Source organism: Aquibacillus halophilus (assembly GCF_009649745.1).
GTDB lineage: Bacteria > Bacillota > Bacilli > Bacillales > Amphibacillaceae > Aquibacillus > Aquibacillus halophilus.
Genome location: NZ_WJNG01000001.1, coordinates 114,337 through 131,150 on the forward strand (window position 1 = coordinate 114,337; position 16,814 = coordinate 131,150).

Here is a 16,814-nt window from a genome sequence, read left to right on the forward strand (position 1 = left end):
AATGTGGATTATAGTCTAAAATTAGGCACTTGTTTAATTTTTCCATTATCCATGGCAGACTCATGTGCAACAAGCCCTGCACTGGTATAATTTGCTGATTGATATACATCAGGGAATGGGTTTCGATTCTCTAAAATTGCCGCTACAAATTCATGCGCCATATGAGGATGGGATCCCCCATGTCCACTTCCCTGTAAAAATGATAAGTGTTGATTATCATCTCCATCATACACACCTTGAGTGGTGTATTTTTGAATAGGCTCAGGGAGTAAGTGAGCAAAATCAGGTACTACTACCTTTCTTCCGTCTTCTCCTTCAAAAATAATTGGATTTTCATCTTCAAGTCGTTGCCATTCGAAGCTTGTTTTTTCCGCATACACATCAAAGCTTTCAATATATTCACGAGATGTTTCAAATAGGGAACGAGTAACTTCCCCTGCAAGATCTGAATCTCTAAATTTAAACAAAGCAGATTCAATCGCAAAAGGAGACCCATAGTTTTTCGCTAATTCATCACTGATTTGCCCTGATCCAAAGCATGAAACGTAATCTGCATCTTTTTCACTTAATGCAAGTAACGGACTTACTGCATGTGTGGCATAGTGCATTGGCGGAAGCCCTTCCCAATATCCTGGCCACCCTGCCATATCCTGTTGGTGTGATCCCCGTAAAAATTGAATTCTCCCAAGCTTTCCAGAGTCTCTCAGATTTTTTACATATAAGAACTCCCTTGTATATAGAGCAGTTTCCATCATCATGTAATGTTTCCCTGACTCTTTTTGTGCTTTTACTATTTCACGACATTCTTCAACAGTTGTTGCCATGGGAACTGTACAAGCAACGTGCTTATTAGCTCGTAAGGCTGCAATTGTCTGTGATGCATGAAGGTGAATTGGAGAATTAATGTGAACTGCATCAATGTCGTCATCCTTAAGTAGTTCATCAAAATCTGTGTAACGGCGTTCTATGCCAAATGCATCGCCGATCTCATCTAATTTTTTCTTCGTACGTTGGCATATGGCTACGATTTCAGCATCCGGATGATCTTTATATATTGGAATAAATTCTGCACCAAAACCTAACCCCACAATAGCAACTTTTACTTTTTTCCCCATATCAAAACTCTCCTTCTATTCAATGTTGTAATTTTAAAGGGCCATACCCCTTTAATAAATTATGAAATTCACAATTAGGTATGGCCACTTTTTAAATGAAAGTTATTTTTATCTTAATTACTCTTAGCACCATTTAAATCCAATTGACCACTCCAATCAGGATCGGATGCACCTGCTTCTTCCATTGTGCTAATATCAATGCCTGTTTCATTATTTTTTGCCATTTCTAGATATTTTTCAGTCTCTAACCAAGGTCTGATGTCTGGTGAATCTGCAGTTTCCTCGGTTACAGGTACTGCTACATTTTTCAAGAAAACTGGATAGTCTTCACCAGCAAGATTCGCTTTAACTTGCTGGAACGCTATTTGAGCCTCTGTTGTTGGTGGGATTGAATAAGTCGCCTCTATAACACCATCAGCAACCTGTTTAACAGTTCCTTCCTGACCATTAATTGTGTAAATAGGATAATCTTTTCCAGTTGGTTGGATTGCTTTAAGAACACCATCCTTCATTGCTTCATTCATAACGAATACAAAGTCAAAATCTCCACCAGTCTTTGTAATCGCATCCTGCATTACTGTGTTAGCTTCGTCTGTCATCCATCCACCTGTTTGGTTAAAGACTACATTTTCTTCAAATACTTGTTCAGGTGTTTTATCCCATTCTTCTGCTAGTTGCTCTAAGAAGCCCAATCTGTGAAGTTCTCCGATACCCTGGCCATAAGCACCTTCGATCAATATAATCTTTGAGTCGGGTCCATGTTCCGCAGCTGCCAATTCTGCTATCCCTGCTCCACTTTCATACCAAGGACCGGATACACTACCATCAGGTACTCCTTCTCCATTTGGGTCTGGAAGTGCAGTGACGAAAAAGATCGGTACACCTGCTTCATTTGCTATCGCTGCTGCTTTTGAACCTGTTGACGAGTTTACCGTAGTAAGAACAATGGCATCTACACCTTTTGCAATCATATCTTGAACATTATTAATCTCATTTTTAGGGTCATAATCCGATGTTGTTTTAGTAACTTCCCAGCCATTTTCCTCAGCTAGGCCTTGAAAAACTTCAAAACCTTTTTGATAAAAGATATCTGATCCTGCTAATACGTATCCAACCTCCGTTGAATCATCGCTTTCCCCTGAATCTTCTGTTGTAGCCTCTGAATCTGTTCCACCTTCATTCGTACTACTTTCTGATCCGTCTGTACCATTTGAACTAGAAGTGTCTTCAGTCTCTCCTCCACCACAACCAGCTACAACTAAAGCAAGAGTGACAACCATTAAAAGTAAAATTAACAACTTTCTCTTCATACAATATCTCCCCTTTTTAATTAGTACAGCTATATATAATCAAGCGTTCTTTGAACGCAAGCTGTTAACAAGAACAGCAGCAATAATAATGCCACCTGTAACAATGTACTGAACGAAGGCTGAAACTCCCACAACATTCAGTGAGTTGGAAATGATTCCAATCCATACAGCACCCAAAAATGTACCTATAATATTTCCTTTTCCTCCGGATAAAGCTGTTCCACCAACTACGGCGGCTGCTATTGCATCTAACTCCAATCCCGTACCGAGATATGGGTTTCCAACTTCATTTCTTGACAGCATTATGATGGAAGCGAGCGCTACCAATAAACCGTTGATTCCATACACTAGTAATTTGAAATTTTTCACATTTATCCCGGCTAAAAATGCGGCTTCTGGATTATCACCTACGGCATAAAGCCTGCGACCAAATCGGGAATAACGAAAGATAAACCAGAATAGTATGTACACAGCAATCATAATGAAGATCATTAATGGAAAATTAAAAAATCTTATACTAGTCGCAAATCCCATTTCTCCCATGATTGGGAATTCTGCTCCATTCGTTGTGATAAGTGCTAACCCTTTATAAGCAATCATCATCCCTAACGTAACAATGAAAGGTTCTAGATCTGTCCTCGAAATAATAAATCCTACAAACAAATTCCCCGCCACACAAATTACAATGGCTGAAAGGATGGCAACAAATACAGAACCACCATTGTAAATGACAAAGGCCATGAAACAAGCTGCAAGTGAAAGTAAGTTACCTACAGACAGATCGATGCCCCCTGAAACCATAACCAGACACATACCAACAGCTAAGATAGCTGGAACAACCAACTGTTGTAGAACGACACTAAAGTTGTATTGAGTTGCAAAGTTTGGAGCAATCATAGAAATTACAACTATATAAAGGATTAATCCTGTTAACAAATACGTATTATCATTTTTTAATATTTTCTTTCCAATTGGAATTTTATTAATTTCTGCTTTATTTACCTGTAGTTCACTCATTAAACAGTACCCCCTAGCGCATATGATAAAATAGTCTCAGAATTTATTTTATCTTTGTCTATTTCAGCTGACTTTTTTCCTTTGTTCATGATAATAACCCGATCACTCATTGCTATTACTTCAGGCATATCGGACGATATCATGATAATCGCTTTTCCTTGGTTGCATAATTCAACCATAAGTTGATAAATTTCCTCTTTTGCTCCAATATCTACACCCCTCGTAGGCTCGTCAAAAATAAAAATATCCCCCTCTGCATAAAACCATTTGGATAAAATTACTTTTTGCTGATTTCCACCAGATAGAAATCTAACCTTTTGATCGGGTCCAGTACATTTTGTTTTAAGTTTGTCAATATACTCAGAACTCACTGAATCCTCTTTTTTTGGATCCATTATTTTAGTATCATTCTTTGATGAATGAACAAGAATAGTATTTAAAGATATCGATTGATTAAGAAACAGGCCGGATAGTTGTCGATCCTCAGTAATCATACACATGCCCGCCTTAATGGCATCTTTAGGTGTCTTAAAATTTGTCTTCTTTCCGTTAATTAGAATTTCACCGGATGTTAATTTTTTTCTAGCAAATAACAGCTCTGCTAGTTCAGTCCGTCCAGCGCCTACTAAACCGGCAAACCCAACAATTTCTCCTTTTCTAAGATTAAAAGAAACATCTTCTACACCAGGACCGGACACGTGATTCACTTCCATAACTACTTCTCCAATATCCACAGTATCTCGCTTATACATCATGGATGTGTCACGGCCGACCATATCTTTTATGATGGACGACTGATTTATCTCGTCCTTTTTATATGTTCTAATCTTTTCACCATCACGTATAACAGTAACCCTGTCGGCTATTCTAAACACTTCCTCAAGATGGTGGGAAATGTATAGCACTCCAATCCCCTGACTCTTTAAAAATCCGACAATATTTAATAACTGTTCAATTTCATGTATTCCAAAAGATGCCGTTGGTTCATCCATAATCATTATTTTGGCTTTACCAACAAAAGCTTTTGCAATTTGCACAAATTTCTGTTGTGCAGTACCAAGCTCCCTAACTGGACTTGATGGGTCAATAGTGTCAACACCAATTTCATGTAATACATCAAGAGATTGTTTATACATTTCTTCTCGATCAACGACTCCACGCTTCACAATCTCTTTTCCAACAAATAGATTCTCCATTACAGTCAGATTTTGCATAAGTGTATGCTCTTGATAAATGGTTTGCACACCTAGCTTCATGGCTATGGAAGGATTATATTTGTCATCCACTTCTTCACCATTGATTACAACTTTTCCACCGTCAGGCAGATGTGCACCAGATAGTATTTTAATAAAAGTTGATTTCCCTGCACCATTTTCTCCACAAAGACAATGTACTTCACCTTCATATATATCAAAATCAAAATCTGAAAATACGGTTACTCCTGAAAAAGATTTAGATACACCCTCTATATTTAATAGCCTTTTTGATTCAGCAACCAATTTCCTACCCCCCTGATTACGATAAAAATATTTAGAACATAAAAAACACTAAGCGCTTACATTTTTTTATTAAAGTTAAACCCAACCCCTTTCAATTTAGTTGTGTAATTTAAAAGCCGATATAAAGCGCTTCCAAAAATCTAACGAAAATCCTTGTTTTTAAATCGTTAATATACTTTTTAGACTTTTCTGCTTGTTTAAGTGAAGTATAGTACAGCAATCTGACCGAAACCATGTAATATTACGCAAACATTCTTTCATATTTCACACGGACTATGTTTTCGTCCTATAAACAATACAAAGATTATTTTTCGTGAAACTGACCGACCTTTGATAAAAAATCCTGTTAACATCCCAATAGAATAGATTTCATCGTTAACCCCCTTGTCCTAAATATATGCTATAATTTTGGTATAAATTAGGCGATTCCTAAAATTTTTAAAATTAAAAATTATTACAACTAAATTCGGCAAGCTATTTTTTTTTCCATACTTTCAAATTGACTAAAATTCAAATAAACCCTACTGAGGATGGATACTTAATGAATAAAACAATTGTGTTAGTTAGGAAGGTTTTTCTATGACGATTCCTCAAGAAGGTAGTAAGTTTAACCAAAGGAAACAGGTTGCTCTCATTATTGAAACTTCTAATGAATATGCTAGGGGAATTCTACGAGGGGTACGTAAATATATTCGAGAAAATTCAAATTGGTCCATTTTCATAGAAGAATACAGCAGAGATAACACCTCTGATTTCACTTGGCTTAAACAATGGGATGGAGACGGAATTTTAGCTCGAATCGAAAATAAACGAATAGCCAAAAGTGTAAATAATACGGGGTTACCGATTGTTGATTTAAGCGCTTTTAGATTACTACCGAAAATTCCATTCGTAGAAACAGATGATTATTCTATTGTAAAGTTAGCTAGTGAACATTTTTTAGAAAGAGGTTTTAGAAACTTTGCTTTTATCGGAAATTCCCGTTTTAACTGGTCTAAAAATCGTCATCATCATTTCTGTAATTTCACTAAAGAATTTGGGTTTCCTTTTTTTGATTACGATTTATTTTTATCACAACACGATTCCCGAATTGACGAAAGGGATGAGTTGGTGAAGTGGCTTCTATCACTTCCTAGACCCATTGCTATTATGGCAGCTTATGACAATATTGGATTACAAATTCTCGAGGCATGTCGATTTGCAAAAATTGCAGTTCCGGAAGAGGTTGCAGTAATTGGAGTTGATAACGATACATTAATTACAGAACTTTCTGATCCTCCTTTATCGAGCATCACACCTAATACAATTAAAACTGGTTATAATGCTGCATTAATCCTTGAGCAATTAATGAATGGTACAGAGATAAAACAAATTGAAAACCTTATTGAGCCTGTAGGAATTGCCACAAGACAATCATCGGATGTTCTTGCAATAGATGATCCACTCGTGGCTAAAGCTTTACATTATATTAGGGATAATGCTTTTAATAATATAAAGGTAAATGATCTATTAAAAGTAACCCCTTTGTCTAGAAGAGCACTAGAACATCGCTTTATTAAATACATTGGAAGAACACCACATGAAGAAATTACTGTTATTAAGATTAAAAAAGTTAAAGAACTTCTATTAGAAACAGATTTAACCATCGCTAACATTGGGGAAATTGCTAATTTTTCTAACACAGAATACCTAAGTGTACTCTTCAAAAAAGAAACCGGACTAACTCCCAGTGAATACCGAAAAAAAAACAAAACATAGGGACGGTTCTTTTGCTTCCTTCTCTAACTTTCGACAAGTCCAAAAAAGTTGTTGGATTAAGTGTCGAGTACTTGTTTATCAGGTTTTACAGTAATTTCTTATATGATGTATCCGTGAATTCAATTACGAAGCTCACTATTTCGAGAGGCTTTAAATCTATTAATAGTAGTTAACCAAATCTTATTAGAATAAATTCACTATCATCAAAAAATGACTGTCTCATTTAATGAGACAGTCATTTTTTGATGCAAAGGACGCAAAAGAACCGTCCCTATGCATCACTTTGAGAATGCTTTCTTTAACGCTGTTACTGCTTGTTGGGTTGCTTCTTTTGCTTTGTCTATTGTCTCTGTCATTGTGAAAAAGCCATGGATCATGCCTTTGTATCTTGTAAACACCACAGGTACACCGGCTTCTTTAAGACGTTTTGCATAGGCTTCTCCTTCATCGCGTAATGGATCATATTCTGCTGTGATCACCAATGTTGGCGGCAAACTATTCAAATCATCTGCTTGCAGTGGTGAAGCATAAGGGTGATTTCCCTCATCCTTATTATGAAGATAATGATTCCAGTACCAAATCATGCTATCCCTTGTTAACATATAACCCGTTGCATTTTCATGGTATGAATTCGAATCAAAATTATAATTTACGATAGGATAGATTAATAGTTGATATGATAGTATTGGACCAGCTTTATCTCTCGCCATCATAGCAACTACTGCAGCGAGATTGCCACCCGCACTATCACCACCAACAGCTAAACAATTTGGATTTACTTCGATGGACGATGCATTGTCTGCTACCCACCTGGTGGTTGCGTAAGCATCATTGACCGCGGCAGGAAATTTATGCTCTGGTGCCAGGCGGTAGTCAACTGATATAACCACACAATTTACTCCATTAGTTAAAAGACGGCAAGAAGTATCAGAAGAGTTTAAATCACCAAGTACCCAGCCACCACCATGAAAGTAAATTAAGGCAGGAAAAGGGCCTTGACCATGTGGCGTGTAAATTCGAACAGGTATCTCACCATCCGGACCTGGAATAGTTCGATCCTCCACTCTTCCAACTTCAGGTTTTTCTAATGGATGGTTTGTACCGGCAATTTTTCGTGCTTTCTCAGGTGAAAGCTCACTTTTTGGTGGATTGTTCGCTTTCTTTATTTGATCTAATACCAGTTTTGCTTGCGGATCAAGTGTCATAATATATTATCCTCCCACACTAGATACGAATTGAAAAATTTCAAAAGAAAGGATAATTACCTCAATTCAAATAAAATTAATGAATTATCCCATATTTAATCTCTTCTGTATTATCATACTTGTTAAACCTTTTACGACTCGTTCGTGTTCATAAAGATAGCAATACCGATATCCCATTTCCCTATATCTGAAAATTATTATTTGAGATTAATGGGGTTAATGGAGACAAAAGAACCGTCCCTATGAGTCGTGCTGGCGGATGCAAAAGAACCGTCCCCACGTGTTGTTTCAAATTTATGCAATTCGGCTGGTAGTGGTCGGCTGAAGTAATAGCCTTGTCCGTCGTCGCACTGTTCTTCTTTAAGAAATGTTAATTGGCCCTCCTCTTCTATTCCCTCTGCAATTACTCCCATATTTAATTTATGGGCTAGTGCAATAATAGTAGAAGTAATGGCCTTTCCATTTAAATCACTGCCTATATCATTAATAAAGCTACGATCAATTTTAACCCGGTCAAAGGCAAATTGTCGTAAGTAACTTAAAGAAGTATAACCGGTTCCAAAGTCATCAATTGCGATAGAGACACCAATTGCTTTTAGTTTCAGAAAACTATCTTTAAGAGCTTCATTATCTTCCATAAGAATACTTTCCGTTACTTCAAGTTCTAGCCATTTTGGATCAAGTCCAGTTTCAGCCAGTATTTCTGCTACGGTTTCAACAAAACTATGATGTTGTAGTTGAATGGTAGATATGTTTACGGCTATTTTAAATGGAGGATGGCCCAAATCCTGCCATTTTTTGTTTTGGGAACATGCTGTATGAAGGACCCATTTCCCAATCGAGACAATCTGCCCACTTTCCTCAGAAATGGAAATAAAATCGTCTGGAGATACAAGCCCAAATTTTGGATGATTCCAACGGATTAAAGCCTCCATCGTATTAAACTCGCCTGTTTTCAAGTTTACTATCGGTTGATAGTGTAGCATGAATTCCAGGTTACTTATGGCTGATTTTAAATCTCTTTCAATTGTTAATTTATAGTCAGTATTTAAGTCTAGTTCTTTTGAGTAGACCGTATAATTGTTTTTTCCATACCTTTTTGTATAATACATTGCCGTATCAGCATTTTTAATTATTTCCTCCGCACTGTCCACTTGTCTATCACCGAATGCAATGCCAATACTCGCCGAAACAGATACAGAGTGTCCCAAAATATTAAATGGTACTACAATTGCTTCATTTAATCTTTCAGCTAACATTATCGCTTCTTCCTCGTTCGTGTTGGGTAGAAGTATTGCAAATTCGTCACCGGCAAACCTTCCGATTGTATCTGTCTTACGTAGATTTTCTTTTAATCGTTTAGCAACGCTTTTCAGAAAATCATCCCCGATATGGTGCCCTAAGGAGTCATTTATAAATTTAAAACGATCTAAATCTAAAAAAAGAACTGCATAGGGATAATCATTTCCTTTTGAAAATTCAAAGACTTGTTCGAGTCGATCCTCAAATAGATTTCGGTTTGGCAAATTAGTTAATGGATCATAAAAAGCTAAATCTTCAATCTGAGTTCTATATTCAACTTTTTCAGTAATATCTTTGGCAATGCCATAGGCGCCAACTATCTCCCCTTCTACCTTCATCGGAAAACTTGCAATGTTAATATTTCTTGTTTTTCCATCTTTACGCGCAATAGTTATATCATAGTTACTTGGAATACCATTAATTGCTCCTTCAAAATTTTTAATCGCAAGGGGTAAGTCCTCCGAAAGAATTAATGGGGTAAATGACATTTCCAACAATTCATCGTTTGAATATCCGGTTATATCAACACACGCCGGATTCGCGTCAGTAAACTTACCTTCTAAATCTATTGTGAAAATGGCATCAGGATTATGGTAAAAGAGTGATTTAAATCGTTCTCTGTTCTCTTTTAATTTAATTTGAGAAATAACCTCTTCTGTCACATCAATAACCGTTCCCGTTAAGACTTTTTTTCCATTTATTACAGTTGTTGAGGAATGGATTTCAACATAAATAAGGCTCCCATCTTTTTTAAAAGCTCTTATCCGGTACCGATTAGTGGGATTCTTGCCTTCCATTCTTTCTTTCATGTTATTATGTACAATCGATAAGTCGTCAGGGTGGATGATACTTTCTAACGTCACTCTTCCAGAAGTTAAATCCTCTTCCTCATAGTCTACAAGATTGCAAAAACTAGTGTTTACATACGAGTAGGAAGAGTCCTCTATTATATACATGCTTACAGGTGCGTTATGAATCATAGATTGAAAGACTTCCTTATAAAAGGTTAAATCCTTCATATTAACCCTATCTTCTTCATTCATTAGTCTATCTATGTCATCTCGTAACGATTTTATTTTAAAAGTAGGTCTATCATTTTTAATAGTTTCGAATTGAGTCATTATTTATTACCTCCGTGGGGGTCATTTAACTATACAGTTTAATTTTTATAGGTGGCTTATGTTAATCAGAGACACTCCTTCCAATAATCAGAGATATTTCCGACAAAAATTACCAAAATTCAACAATTATAATTATACACCATGGAGCGATTCTTTTGTATCATAGGTGTATCATAGGGACGGTTCTCTTGCTTCCTTTCTTTGTCGATTAATGCTTATTTATTTTCACTTGCCAATTGACCAAATACGGCTGGACAACCATGTTCGTAGTTTGCTAATTTGGTTATTCACTAAAAAAAACTGAAGACATAAAAAAAAAAACCAACCGTGGGAGAGCCAGTTAAGAAAGTTAAAGTAAAGTAAACGAACCAAAGCCCGCACAATTATTCAAATAGAAAGCAAGAGGAAATACCCTACTGTTTTAAACAACAGAAGCAACAGTCCTCCTAAACAAACCTAGAAAGAAAAAAAGAAGCAACCTTCTTTTATCAAACTATAAGATGAGGACGGTTATCTGCTTCATAACTCAGAAAAATGGAAGCAAAAGAACCGTCCCTCTGTTACAGCAACTTTTCAATTACAGATTTTGCGGTAAGCTCGCTATTAACGATTGATTCTTTGGTTGTCCGTTTGAAATATTCTACATAAAGGACATCCAATAAGTACAACTGAGATATTTTAGCGGTAATACTTCCGCCTTGGAGCGGTCCTTCGTTGGCGCCACTTATTAACGTTATATCTGAGTAATTAGTTAGTGGTGATTTCGCGAACCTTGTAATGGAGATGATTGGTACTCCTCTTTCTTTTGCAACTTTTGCAATTTCTATTGTATCTTTAGTAGATCCTGAGTAGGAGATAATTACTGCTACTTCATTCTTACTCATTAATGAAGCAGTCATGATTTGAAGGTGGGTATCTATCGAACATTCAGTCTTATTCGTTATTCTCATGAATTTATTTTTTGCTTCCATTGCAGTTAACATCGAAGAACCAACACCGTAAAAGTGAATTTTTTCGGCATTGATCATCGTATCAATAGCTTTTGACAAATCCTTAGAATTAATAAGATTACGAGTCTCAGATAAAGCATCAACAGTTGATGATAAAATCTTTGAAGCAAGTTCGTCAATTGTATCTTGCATTGTAATTTCGCTTGATAGTTGCGGTGTTTCATCTTGCAGTGTTAAGCTATGAGCAATTGATATTTTAAACTCCTGATACCCTTTAAGGTCCATCGATCTACAAAACCTAAAAACACTAGTATCACCAACTTGACAGGCATCAGCCAAGTCAGTAATAGACATGTAAATCACTTTCTTTTTATTTTCGACAACAAATTTCGCCACTTTCTTTTCCGTATTCGTTAATGACTGAAACCTTGATTTAATTAATGTGAAAATATCTACATTAGTCATTTGCGTACTCCTTCCATCTATCCTGATAAATGAAGCGATATGGCACCCATTACTCCAGCTTTATTTCCCAGAGAAGCATTTATTATCTTGATTTCTGAAAAACTCTCAATGATTAGTTGTTTAACTCTAAAACTTACCATATTAACTATTTCCTTTCTTTCCATAATCCCACCACCAATAATAATTGCATGGGGATTAAAAGCATGAATTAAAGATATAAGTCCTATTGCTATTTCATTGATCCAATCTTCAACAACCTTTTCTAACATACTATTTCCTTGATTATAGTGATCAATAATAATTCTACCGTTATGATACAAGCCGTTAACTTCTATTGATTTTTTCACCAAAGCTGTCACAGATGCATACATTTCATAACATCCACTACCACCACAAACGCAAGGTAATCCGGAAGGGTGAGTTATTATATGACCAAATTCACCAGCAATCCTGTTTGACCCGTGATATAGTTTAGAGTCCATTACAATCGCACCACCAACCCCTGTTCCATAAGTTAAACATAGAAAATCGGTAAAATCTTTACCACTACCATAATTTTTTTCACCTAGCGCAGCAGCCTTCACATCATTCTCAACTTCAACGGGGACATGGAATCTCGACTCTAAAATTTGCTTAAGTTTCGTGCCTGTATAGTTTGGTATGTTTTCATTGGCATAGGTGATTTCACCCTTAAGATTATCTACTTGACCGGCAGTACTAATACCAATCGCATCAAAATCACTAAATTCTGAAATTATCTTAATTAGCTTCTCGACTAAGTACTTTCCACCTTTTTTACTTTCAGAATCATATTCTTTAAAAAATTCTATAACACCTTTTTCATTGGATATACAAAGTTTTATCGAAGTTCCACCAATATCTACCCCTACTAGTTTCATTGGATTCATCCTTTATGGCTATACTCTTTTATTACTTCAGAGAATCGTTTAGTTATTTCCATCGGTCTTGTAATAGCAGTTCCTACGACAGCAGCATGAACACCTACATTAAACATCGAAGTTAATTCCTCAGGAGTAGAAATTCCACCTTCTGCAATAATTGGAATAGGTATATCTTCGACGATTCGCTTGGCTAATTCCACATCTGGTAACCTTTTTCCTTTTGTAGATTCGGTATAGCCACTTAAAGTCGTACCGATACAGTCGAAACCTAATTCATATGCTTTCATTGCTTCTTCATATGTAGAGCAATCAGCCATAAACAATTGCTCTTTATATTTCTCTCTAATCATCGGAAAAATTTCACATATTGTCGTTTTATCAGGACGAGTCCTATCCGTGGCATCGATAGCTATAATTTCGACACCTTCATGATACAAAGCATCAATTTCTTTCATTGTTGGAGTAATGATAACACCAGAATCCTCATATACTCTCTTAATTATGCCAATTATAGGTAAATTTACAACCTTTTTTATTTCACTTATGTCTTCTACACTATTAGCTCTTATCCCTTTTGCTCCACCAAGCATTGCAGCATACGCCATCCGCCCCATAATAAAAGAGCTATGGAGTGGTTCTTCGGGCAGGGCCTGACAAGATACAATCAGTTGACCCTTTATATTCGCGAATAAATTTTCTTTCGTTTCCATAAAATCATCCCCAAGATCTAAATTATCCTTTTTCTGCACCAATTGTTATTCCGCTGGTGAAGTAGCGTTGAAAAACTATGAAGATTACTAACATTGGTATTGCAGCTACTGTTGCGCCAGCCATTTTGTACGCAAAGTTTGGATTTAAGTCTTGCATTAAGGTAGCTATTCCTACATTTAATGTCTTGACATGTTCTTCTTGCCCAATAACAAGTTGCCACAAATAGTCATTCCATACTTGAACGAAAAACAAGATAAATAACGCACCAATACCTGGTTTTACAATTGGAAGCATTATTTTAAAGAAAGTCCTTAGTTCACTTGCTCCATCCATCCTTGCAGATTCACGTAAAGAATCTGGGATACTATCAAAAAAACCTTTTAGTAGGAAAACTCCAAAAGCAGTTGCCACATTCGGCCAGATCATTCCATTTAACGAATTGACCATTCCTAAATCCTGAACAACTCTGTATAAAGGAACAATCATTACCTCTTTGGGTATCATTAAACTTGATATAAAAATAATAAAAATTAAATTTCTCCCTTTAAATTCCAACTTTGAGAAGGCATATGCGGCAAGAGAACTAACAATCACCAATGCAACTGTTGATACAAGAGATACAATAATACTATTAATCGCCCACCTAAATGCCGGCTGGTTACTAAACACATCAATATAATTACCATAATTAAATGTTTTCGGAATCCAATCCGGAGGCATTTTCACTACTGCTGCACTATTTTTAAAAGAACTGGTTATAAGCCAAAACAAAGGAAACAGACTTAATAAAGCAAAAAATATTACTAAAGCATTTGCTATTAGATCAAATTTTTCTAATTTGCGTTTATTTTTTCGTTTAAACATCTCTTTCACCTCTATTCCTTCTTCAACATTGATCTAAGCTGTGGGATTGCTAAGAATAATGCAATGACAAACATAATTACACCGACAGCTGAGGCTATTCCCAACTGATTGTATTTAAATGCGTTATTATAAAGGAAATACATCAGTGTTGTTGAAGCATTATTTGGGCCACCTCCGGTTAGGAGTTGGATAACTACGAATATCTTTAAAACAGCAATGATATTAATTATTATTATATATAAAGTAGTAGGCTTAACTAATGGAATTAATATCTTAAATATTACGTCTTTCCGGCTAGCTCCATCAATTTCAGCAGCTTCAAATAATTCCCTAGGAACACCAATCATTGATGCAATATATAGAATTATCGCCTGACCAACGTTGGTAGCAAATGTAACAAATATAATCACTGGTAGTACTAAATCTTTATTACCAAGAAAGTTTACCGCTGGCATTTCTAATTCTCTCATTACATAGGGTATAAGTCCGTTAGCTGGATTTAGCAAAAAACTCCATATCATACTCATTACAACCATGGACACCATCACAGGGATATAATAGCTCCCTCTAATGAAGGATACATATTTAGCATTTTTATCAAAGATGGCTGAGGAAACAAATATAGCAAATATTACTGTTAGAGCGACAATAGCAACTACGAAAATAACTGTATTAATTGTTGATTTAACAAATACAGGATCGCTAAACAACGCTTTATAATTGTCGAGTCCAACAAAAGTTGTCTCTTGATAGCTTATCTTAAATAAACTTAACCTTATCCCTTCAAAAATTGGATAGACAAGAAATACTATAAAAAAGAAGAGTTGAGGCGCTATAAAGAGATATCCTGTTATGTTTCTCTTCAAGGCGTATGGATTCACTTTCATAAACACACCCTTTTCCTTTCTAATATTCAGAGCCCCTAGTTTCGGGGCCTGAACGTATTATTAGTTGTTTTTTATTCACTATAAATAACAGAATCTTCTTTCGAGCTTTCAATTACTTCATTACCTTTTGCCTGATAATCCTCCACCACTTGTTCAGGAGTCTTCCCGCCGGTGTATAGAGCTTGTAGCTCAGGATATAGGACCTGTCTCAATTCGTTATATCCTGGTACGTTACCAGTAAAGCTAAACATATATTGGGCATTTTCATCATAGGCGGCAAACAATGGATTCTCATCCTTAAATTCTTCAGCTACGGAACTTCGTACTGGAACGCCATTTTTTGAAGCTTTCACTAACTCAGGATCAGAAGAGTAAAACTTAACAAAATCCTTACTTACCTTAATTCTTGTTTCATCACCTGTGTCAAATACAGCTGAACCTGTCACATAAGTGAAAGTTAACGGATCTCCGCTTTCAGATGGAATATTAGCTAGTCTTGCATCAAATTCAGGTGCATCGCCACTTTCCATAGCTGCTAGAGTATTGTTATATAAAACGGAGTTAGTAAAACTTATACCGAGTTGTTGATTTTGGAACATTGCATTTACGTCATTAGATGAAACGGATTCAGCACCAGGGTTTGTCAATCCCGAATCATAGATATCTTTCAACCATGCTGCAGCTTCAGCCCCGTTCTCATCACCAAGAATTATTTGACCGTTCTCATCAAAGAATTCATTACCGAACATTCTAAGGTATGCTAGGTTCCATGTATCACCTTGGTTATTCAAAGCATATAATCCCATTGGGTATGCATTTGAGTATTTATCGGTTGGAACATCTTCTTTAAGTGTGTTTAAAATTGTTTCAAACTCATCTAATTCCCACGTTTTTATCTCTTCTTCACCACCAACATAGTCTTCCAAGCCTGCATCCTTGAACATATCAGAGTTGTATACTAGTGTACCCGGCATATGTGAGAATGGATAGAAGTAAATATCATCTCCAAATGTTACTGTGTCCCAGTAATTAGAGGCTATATCACTTTTTGCTTCATCATCAACAATGTCGTTCAATGGTACTAAAGCACCTCTATGGGCATAGTCACCCATTGCAAATACACTTTCATAAAAAATATCTGGAGGTGTTCCACCATTTAAATTAACATTTAACATTTCATCTCTTTGTTCAGCTGCGATAACCTCAACATTTACTGTTACATCGTATTCTTCATACTGTGCCGCAAATTTTTCTGCTGCATGATTAAAGAAACTATCATAATCTGCTCCATCTTCTGAGGAATCTAAAACACCTTTCCACTGAGGGGTCAACCACAAAGATATTTCTACTTTCTCTTTACTTGATTCTTCAGATGATTCTGTTGTGTCAGATGGCTCTGTTGAATCTGTTGTTCCTTCAGAACTACTTCCTTCTTCACTACAAGCTCCAAGAATAAAAAGAACTAGAGCAAATCCCAAAACAATTAATAACCGCTTCCTTAACATCCTAATCCCTCCTGTTTTTATCAACCTTTACTATTTGAAGATGGACTTAATAGCCCATGGACTTCTGTACCAAATAATGCTCAAGTGTAGCAATCGATAACTTTTTTTCTGTCATTAATAAAAATAGCGGGGTTAATGGCATATTATCAAGATGGTTTCCTATTGAATTAATTTGTGTTCCTTCCCCCGACTGGAGTTGCAAA

14 protein-coding genes are annotated in these 16,814 nt (G+C 36.1%); 1 reads left to right on the top strand and 13 read right to left on the bottom strand.

Translation table 11 applies throughout. The annotated features are described in order from the left end of the window. Positions 1 to 8 precede the first annotated feature (8 nt). From GH741_RS00505 to GH741_RS00520, 4 genes are all read right to left on the bottom strand, one after another. On the bottom strand, positions 9 to 1,115 hold the full coding sequence (locus GH741_RS00505) for a Gfo/Idh/MocA family protein (protein WP_153734820.1): 1,107 nt from the start codon (positions 1,113 to 1,115) through the stop codon (positions 9 to 11). A 113-nt stretch (positions 1,116 to 1,228) separates the two neighbouring features. After that, positions 1,229 to 2,425, bottom strand: coding sequence for a sugar ABC transporter substrate-binding protein (locus tag GH741_RS00510; RefSeq protein ID WP_153734821.1), 1,197 nt, complete (start codon positions 2,423 to 2,425; stop codon positions 1,229 to 1,231). A 39-nt stretch (positions 2,426 to 2,464) separates the two neighbouring features. Continuing rightward, positions 2,465 to 3,442 (bottom strand): ABC transporter permease, encoded by a 978-nt coding sequence (locus GH741_RS00515; RefSeq protein ID WP_153734822.1) that lies wholly within the window; start codon positions 3,440 to 3,442, stop codon positions 2,465 to 2,467. Then, positions 3,442 to 4,941 (bottom strand): sugar ABC transporter ATP-binding protein, encoded by a 1,500-nt coding sequence (locus tag GH741_RS00520; RefSeq protein ID WP_153734823.1) that lies wholly within the window; start codon positions 4,939 to 4,941, stop codon positions 3,442 to 3,444. Before GH741_RS00520 ends, GH741_RS00515 begins: the two co-directional genes overlap by 1 nt. Positions 4,942 to 5,520: 579 nt before the next feature. Between GH741_RS00520 and GH741_RS00525 the strand changes: the two genes are divergently transcribed. Beyond that, positions 5,521 to 6,699: an AraC family transcriptional regulator gene (locus tag GH741_RS00525; protein ID WP_153734824.1), complete on the top strand. Its 1,179-nt coding sequence runs from the start codon at positions 5,521 to 5,523 to the stop codon at positions 6,697 to 6,699. A 278-nt stretch (positions 6,700 to 6,977) separates the two neighbouring features. Here the strand turns inward: GH741_RS00525 and GH741_RS00530 are convergent, their stop codons facing one another. The 9 genes from GH741_RS00530 to GH741_RS21725 all read right to left on the bottom strand — a co-directional run bounded on the left by GH741_RS00530 (position 6,978) and on the right by GH741_RS21725 (position 16,813). Next, positions 6,978 to 7,904 (bottom strand): alpha/beta hydrolase, encoded by a 927-nt coding sequence (locus GH741_RS00530; RefSeq protein ID WP_153734825.1) that lies wholly within the window; start codon positions 7,902 to 7,904, stop codon positions 6,978 to 6,980. A gap of 197 nt (positions 7,905 to 8,101) precedes the next feature. Next, complete coding sequence (locus tag GH741_RS00535) at positions 8,102 to 10,327, bottom strand: sensor domain-containing protein (protein WP_240795358.1); 2,226 nt, start codon at positions 10,325 to 10,327, stop codon at positions 8,102 to 8,104. A gap of 560 nt (positions 10,328 to 10,887) precedes the next feature. Continuing rightward, on the bottom strand, positions 10,888 to 11,742 hold the full coding sequence (locus tag GH741_RS00540) for a MurR/RpiR family transcriptional regulator (protein ID WP_153734826.1): 855 nt from the start codon (positions 11,740 to 11,742) through the stop codon (positions 10,888 to 10,890). 17 nt (positions 11,743 to 11,759) lie between these two features. Then, positions 11,760 to 12,641, bottom strand: coding sequence for an ROK family protein (locus tag GH741_RS00545; protein WP_153734827.1), 882 nt, complete (start codon positions 12,639 to 12,641; stop codon positions 11,760 to 11,762). A 5-nt stretch (positions 12,642 to 12,646) separates the two neighbouring features. After that, positions 12,647 to 13,354: an N-acetylmannosamine-6-phosphate 2-epimerase gene (locus tag GH741_RS00550; RefSeq protein ID WP_153734828.1), complete on the bottom strand. Its 708-nt coding sequence runs from the start codon at positions 13,352 to 13,354 to the stop codon at positions 12,647 to 12,649. A gap of 22 nt (positions 13,355 to 13,376) precedes the next feature. Beyond that, the gene (locus GH741_RS00555) at positions 13,377 to 14,219 is read right to left on the bottom strand and encodes a carbohydrate ABC transporter permease (RefSeq protein WP_153734976.1); all 843 of its coding nucleotides are present in this window, start codon (positions 14,217 to 14,219) and stop codon (positions 13,377 to 13,379) included. A gap of 11 nt (positions 14,220 to 14,230) precedes the next feature. After that, positions 14,231 to 15,085: a carbohydrate ABC transporter permease gene (locus GH741_RS00560; protein ID WP_240795359.1), complete on the bottom strand. Its 855-nt coding sequence runs from the start codon at positions 15,083 to 15,085 to the stop codon at positions 14,231 to 14,233. Between the two features lie 92 nt (positions 15,086 to 15,177). After that, the gene (locus GH741_RS00565; protein WP_153734830.1) at positions 15,178 to 16,611 is read right to left on the bottom strand and encodes an ABC transporter substrate-binding protein; all 1,434 of its coding nucleotides are present in this window, start codon (positions 16,609 to 16,611) and stop codon (positions 15,178 to 15,180) included. A 46-nt stretch (positions 16,612 to 16,657) separates the two neighbouring features. Continuing rightward, positions 16,658 to 16,813 (bottom strand): hypothetical protein, encoded by a 156-nt coding sequence (locus tag GH741_RS21725; RefSeq protein WP_205677296.1) that lies wholly within the window; start codon positions 16,811 to 16,813, stop codon positions 16,658 to 16,660. Between the last annotated feature and the right edge of the window lies 1 nt (position 16,814).

Coding starts and splice junctions, on each gene's coding strand:
- GH741_RS00505 (WP_153734820.1), bottom strand. CDS start 1,115: ATGGGGAAAAAAGTAAAAGTTGCTATTGTGGGGTTAGGTTTTGGTGCA.
- GH741_RS00510 (WP_153734821.1), bottom strand. CDS start 2,425: ATGAAGAGAAAGTTGTTAATTTTACTTTTAATGGTTGTCACTCTTGCT.
- GH741_RS00515 (WP_153734822.1), bottom strand. CDS start 3,442: ATGAGTGAACTACAGGTAAATAAAGCAGAAATTAATAAAATTCCAATT.
- GH741_RS00525 (WP_153734824.1), top strand. CDS start 5,521: ATGACGATTCCTCAAGAAGGTAGTAAGTTTAACCAAAGGAAACAGGTT.
- GH741_RS00530 (WP_153734825.1), bottom strand. CDS start 7,904: ATGACACTTGATCCGCAAGCAAAACTGGTATTAGATCAAATAAAGAAA.
- GH741_RS00535 (WP_240795358.1), bottom strand. CDS start 10,327: ATGACTCAATTCGAAACTATTAAAAATGATAGACCTACTTTTAAAATA.
- GH741_RS00540 (WP_153734826.1), bottom strand. CDS start 11,742: ATGACTAATGTAGATATTTTCACATTAATTAAATCAAGGTTTCAGTCA.
- GH741_RS00545 (WP_153734827.1), bottom strand. CDS start 12,641: ATGAAACTAGTAGGGGTAGATATTGGTGGAACTTCGATAAAACTTTGT.
- GH741_RS00550 (WP_153734828.1), bottom strand. CDS start 13,354: ATGGAAACGAAAGAAAATTTATTCGCGAATATAAAGGGTCAACTGATT.
- GH741_RS00555 (WP_153734976.1), bottom strand. CDS start 14,219: ATGTTTAAACGAAAAAATAAACGCAAATTAGAAAAATTTGATCTAATA.
- GH741_RS00565 (WP_153734830.1), bottom strand. CDS start 16,611: ATGTTAAGGAAGCGGTTATTAATTGTTTTGGGATTTGCTCTAGTTCTT.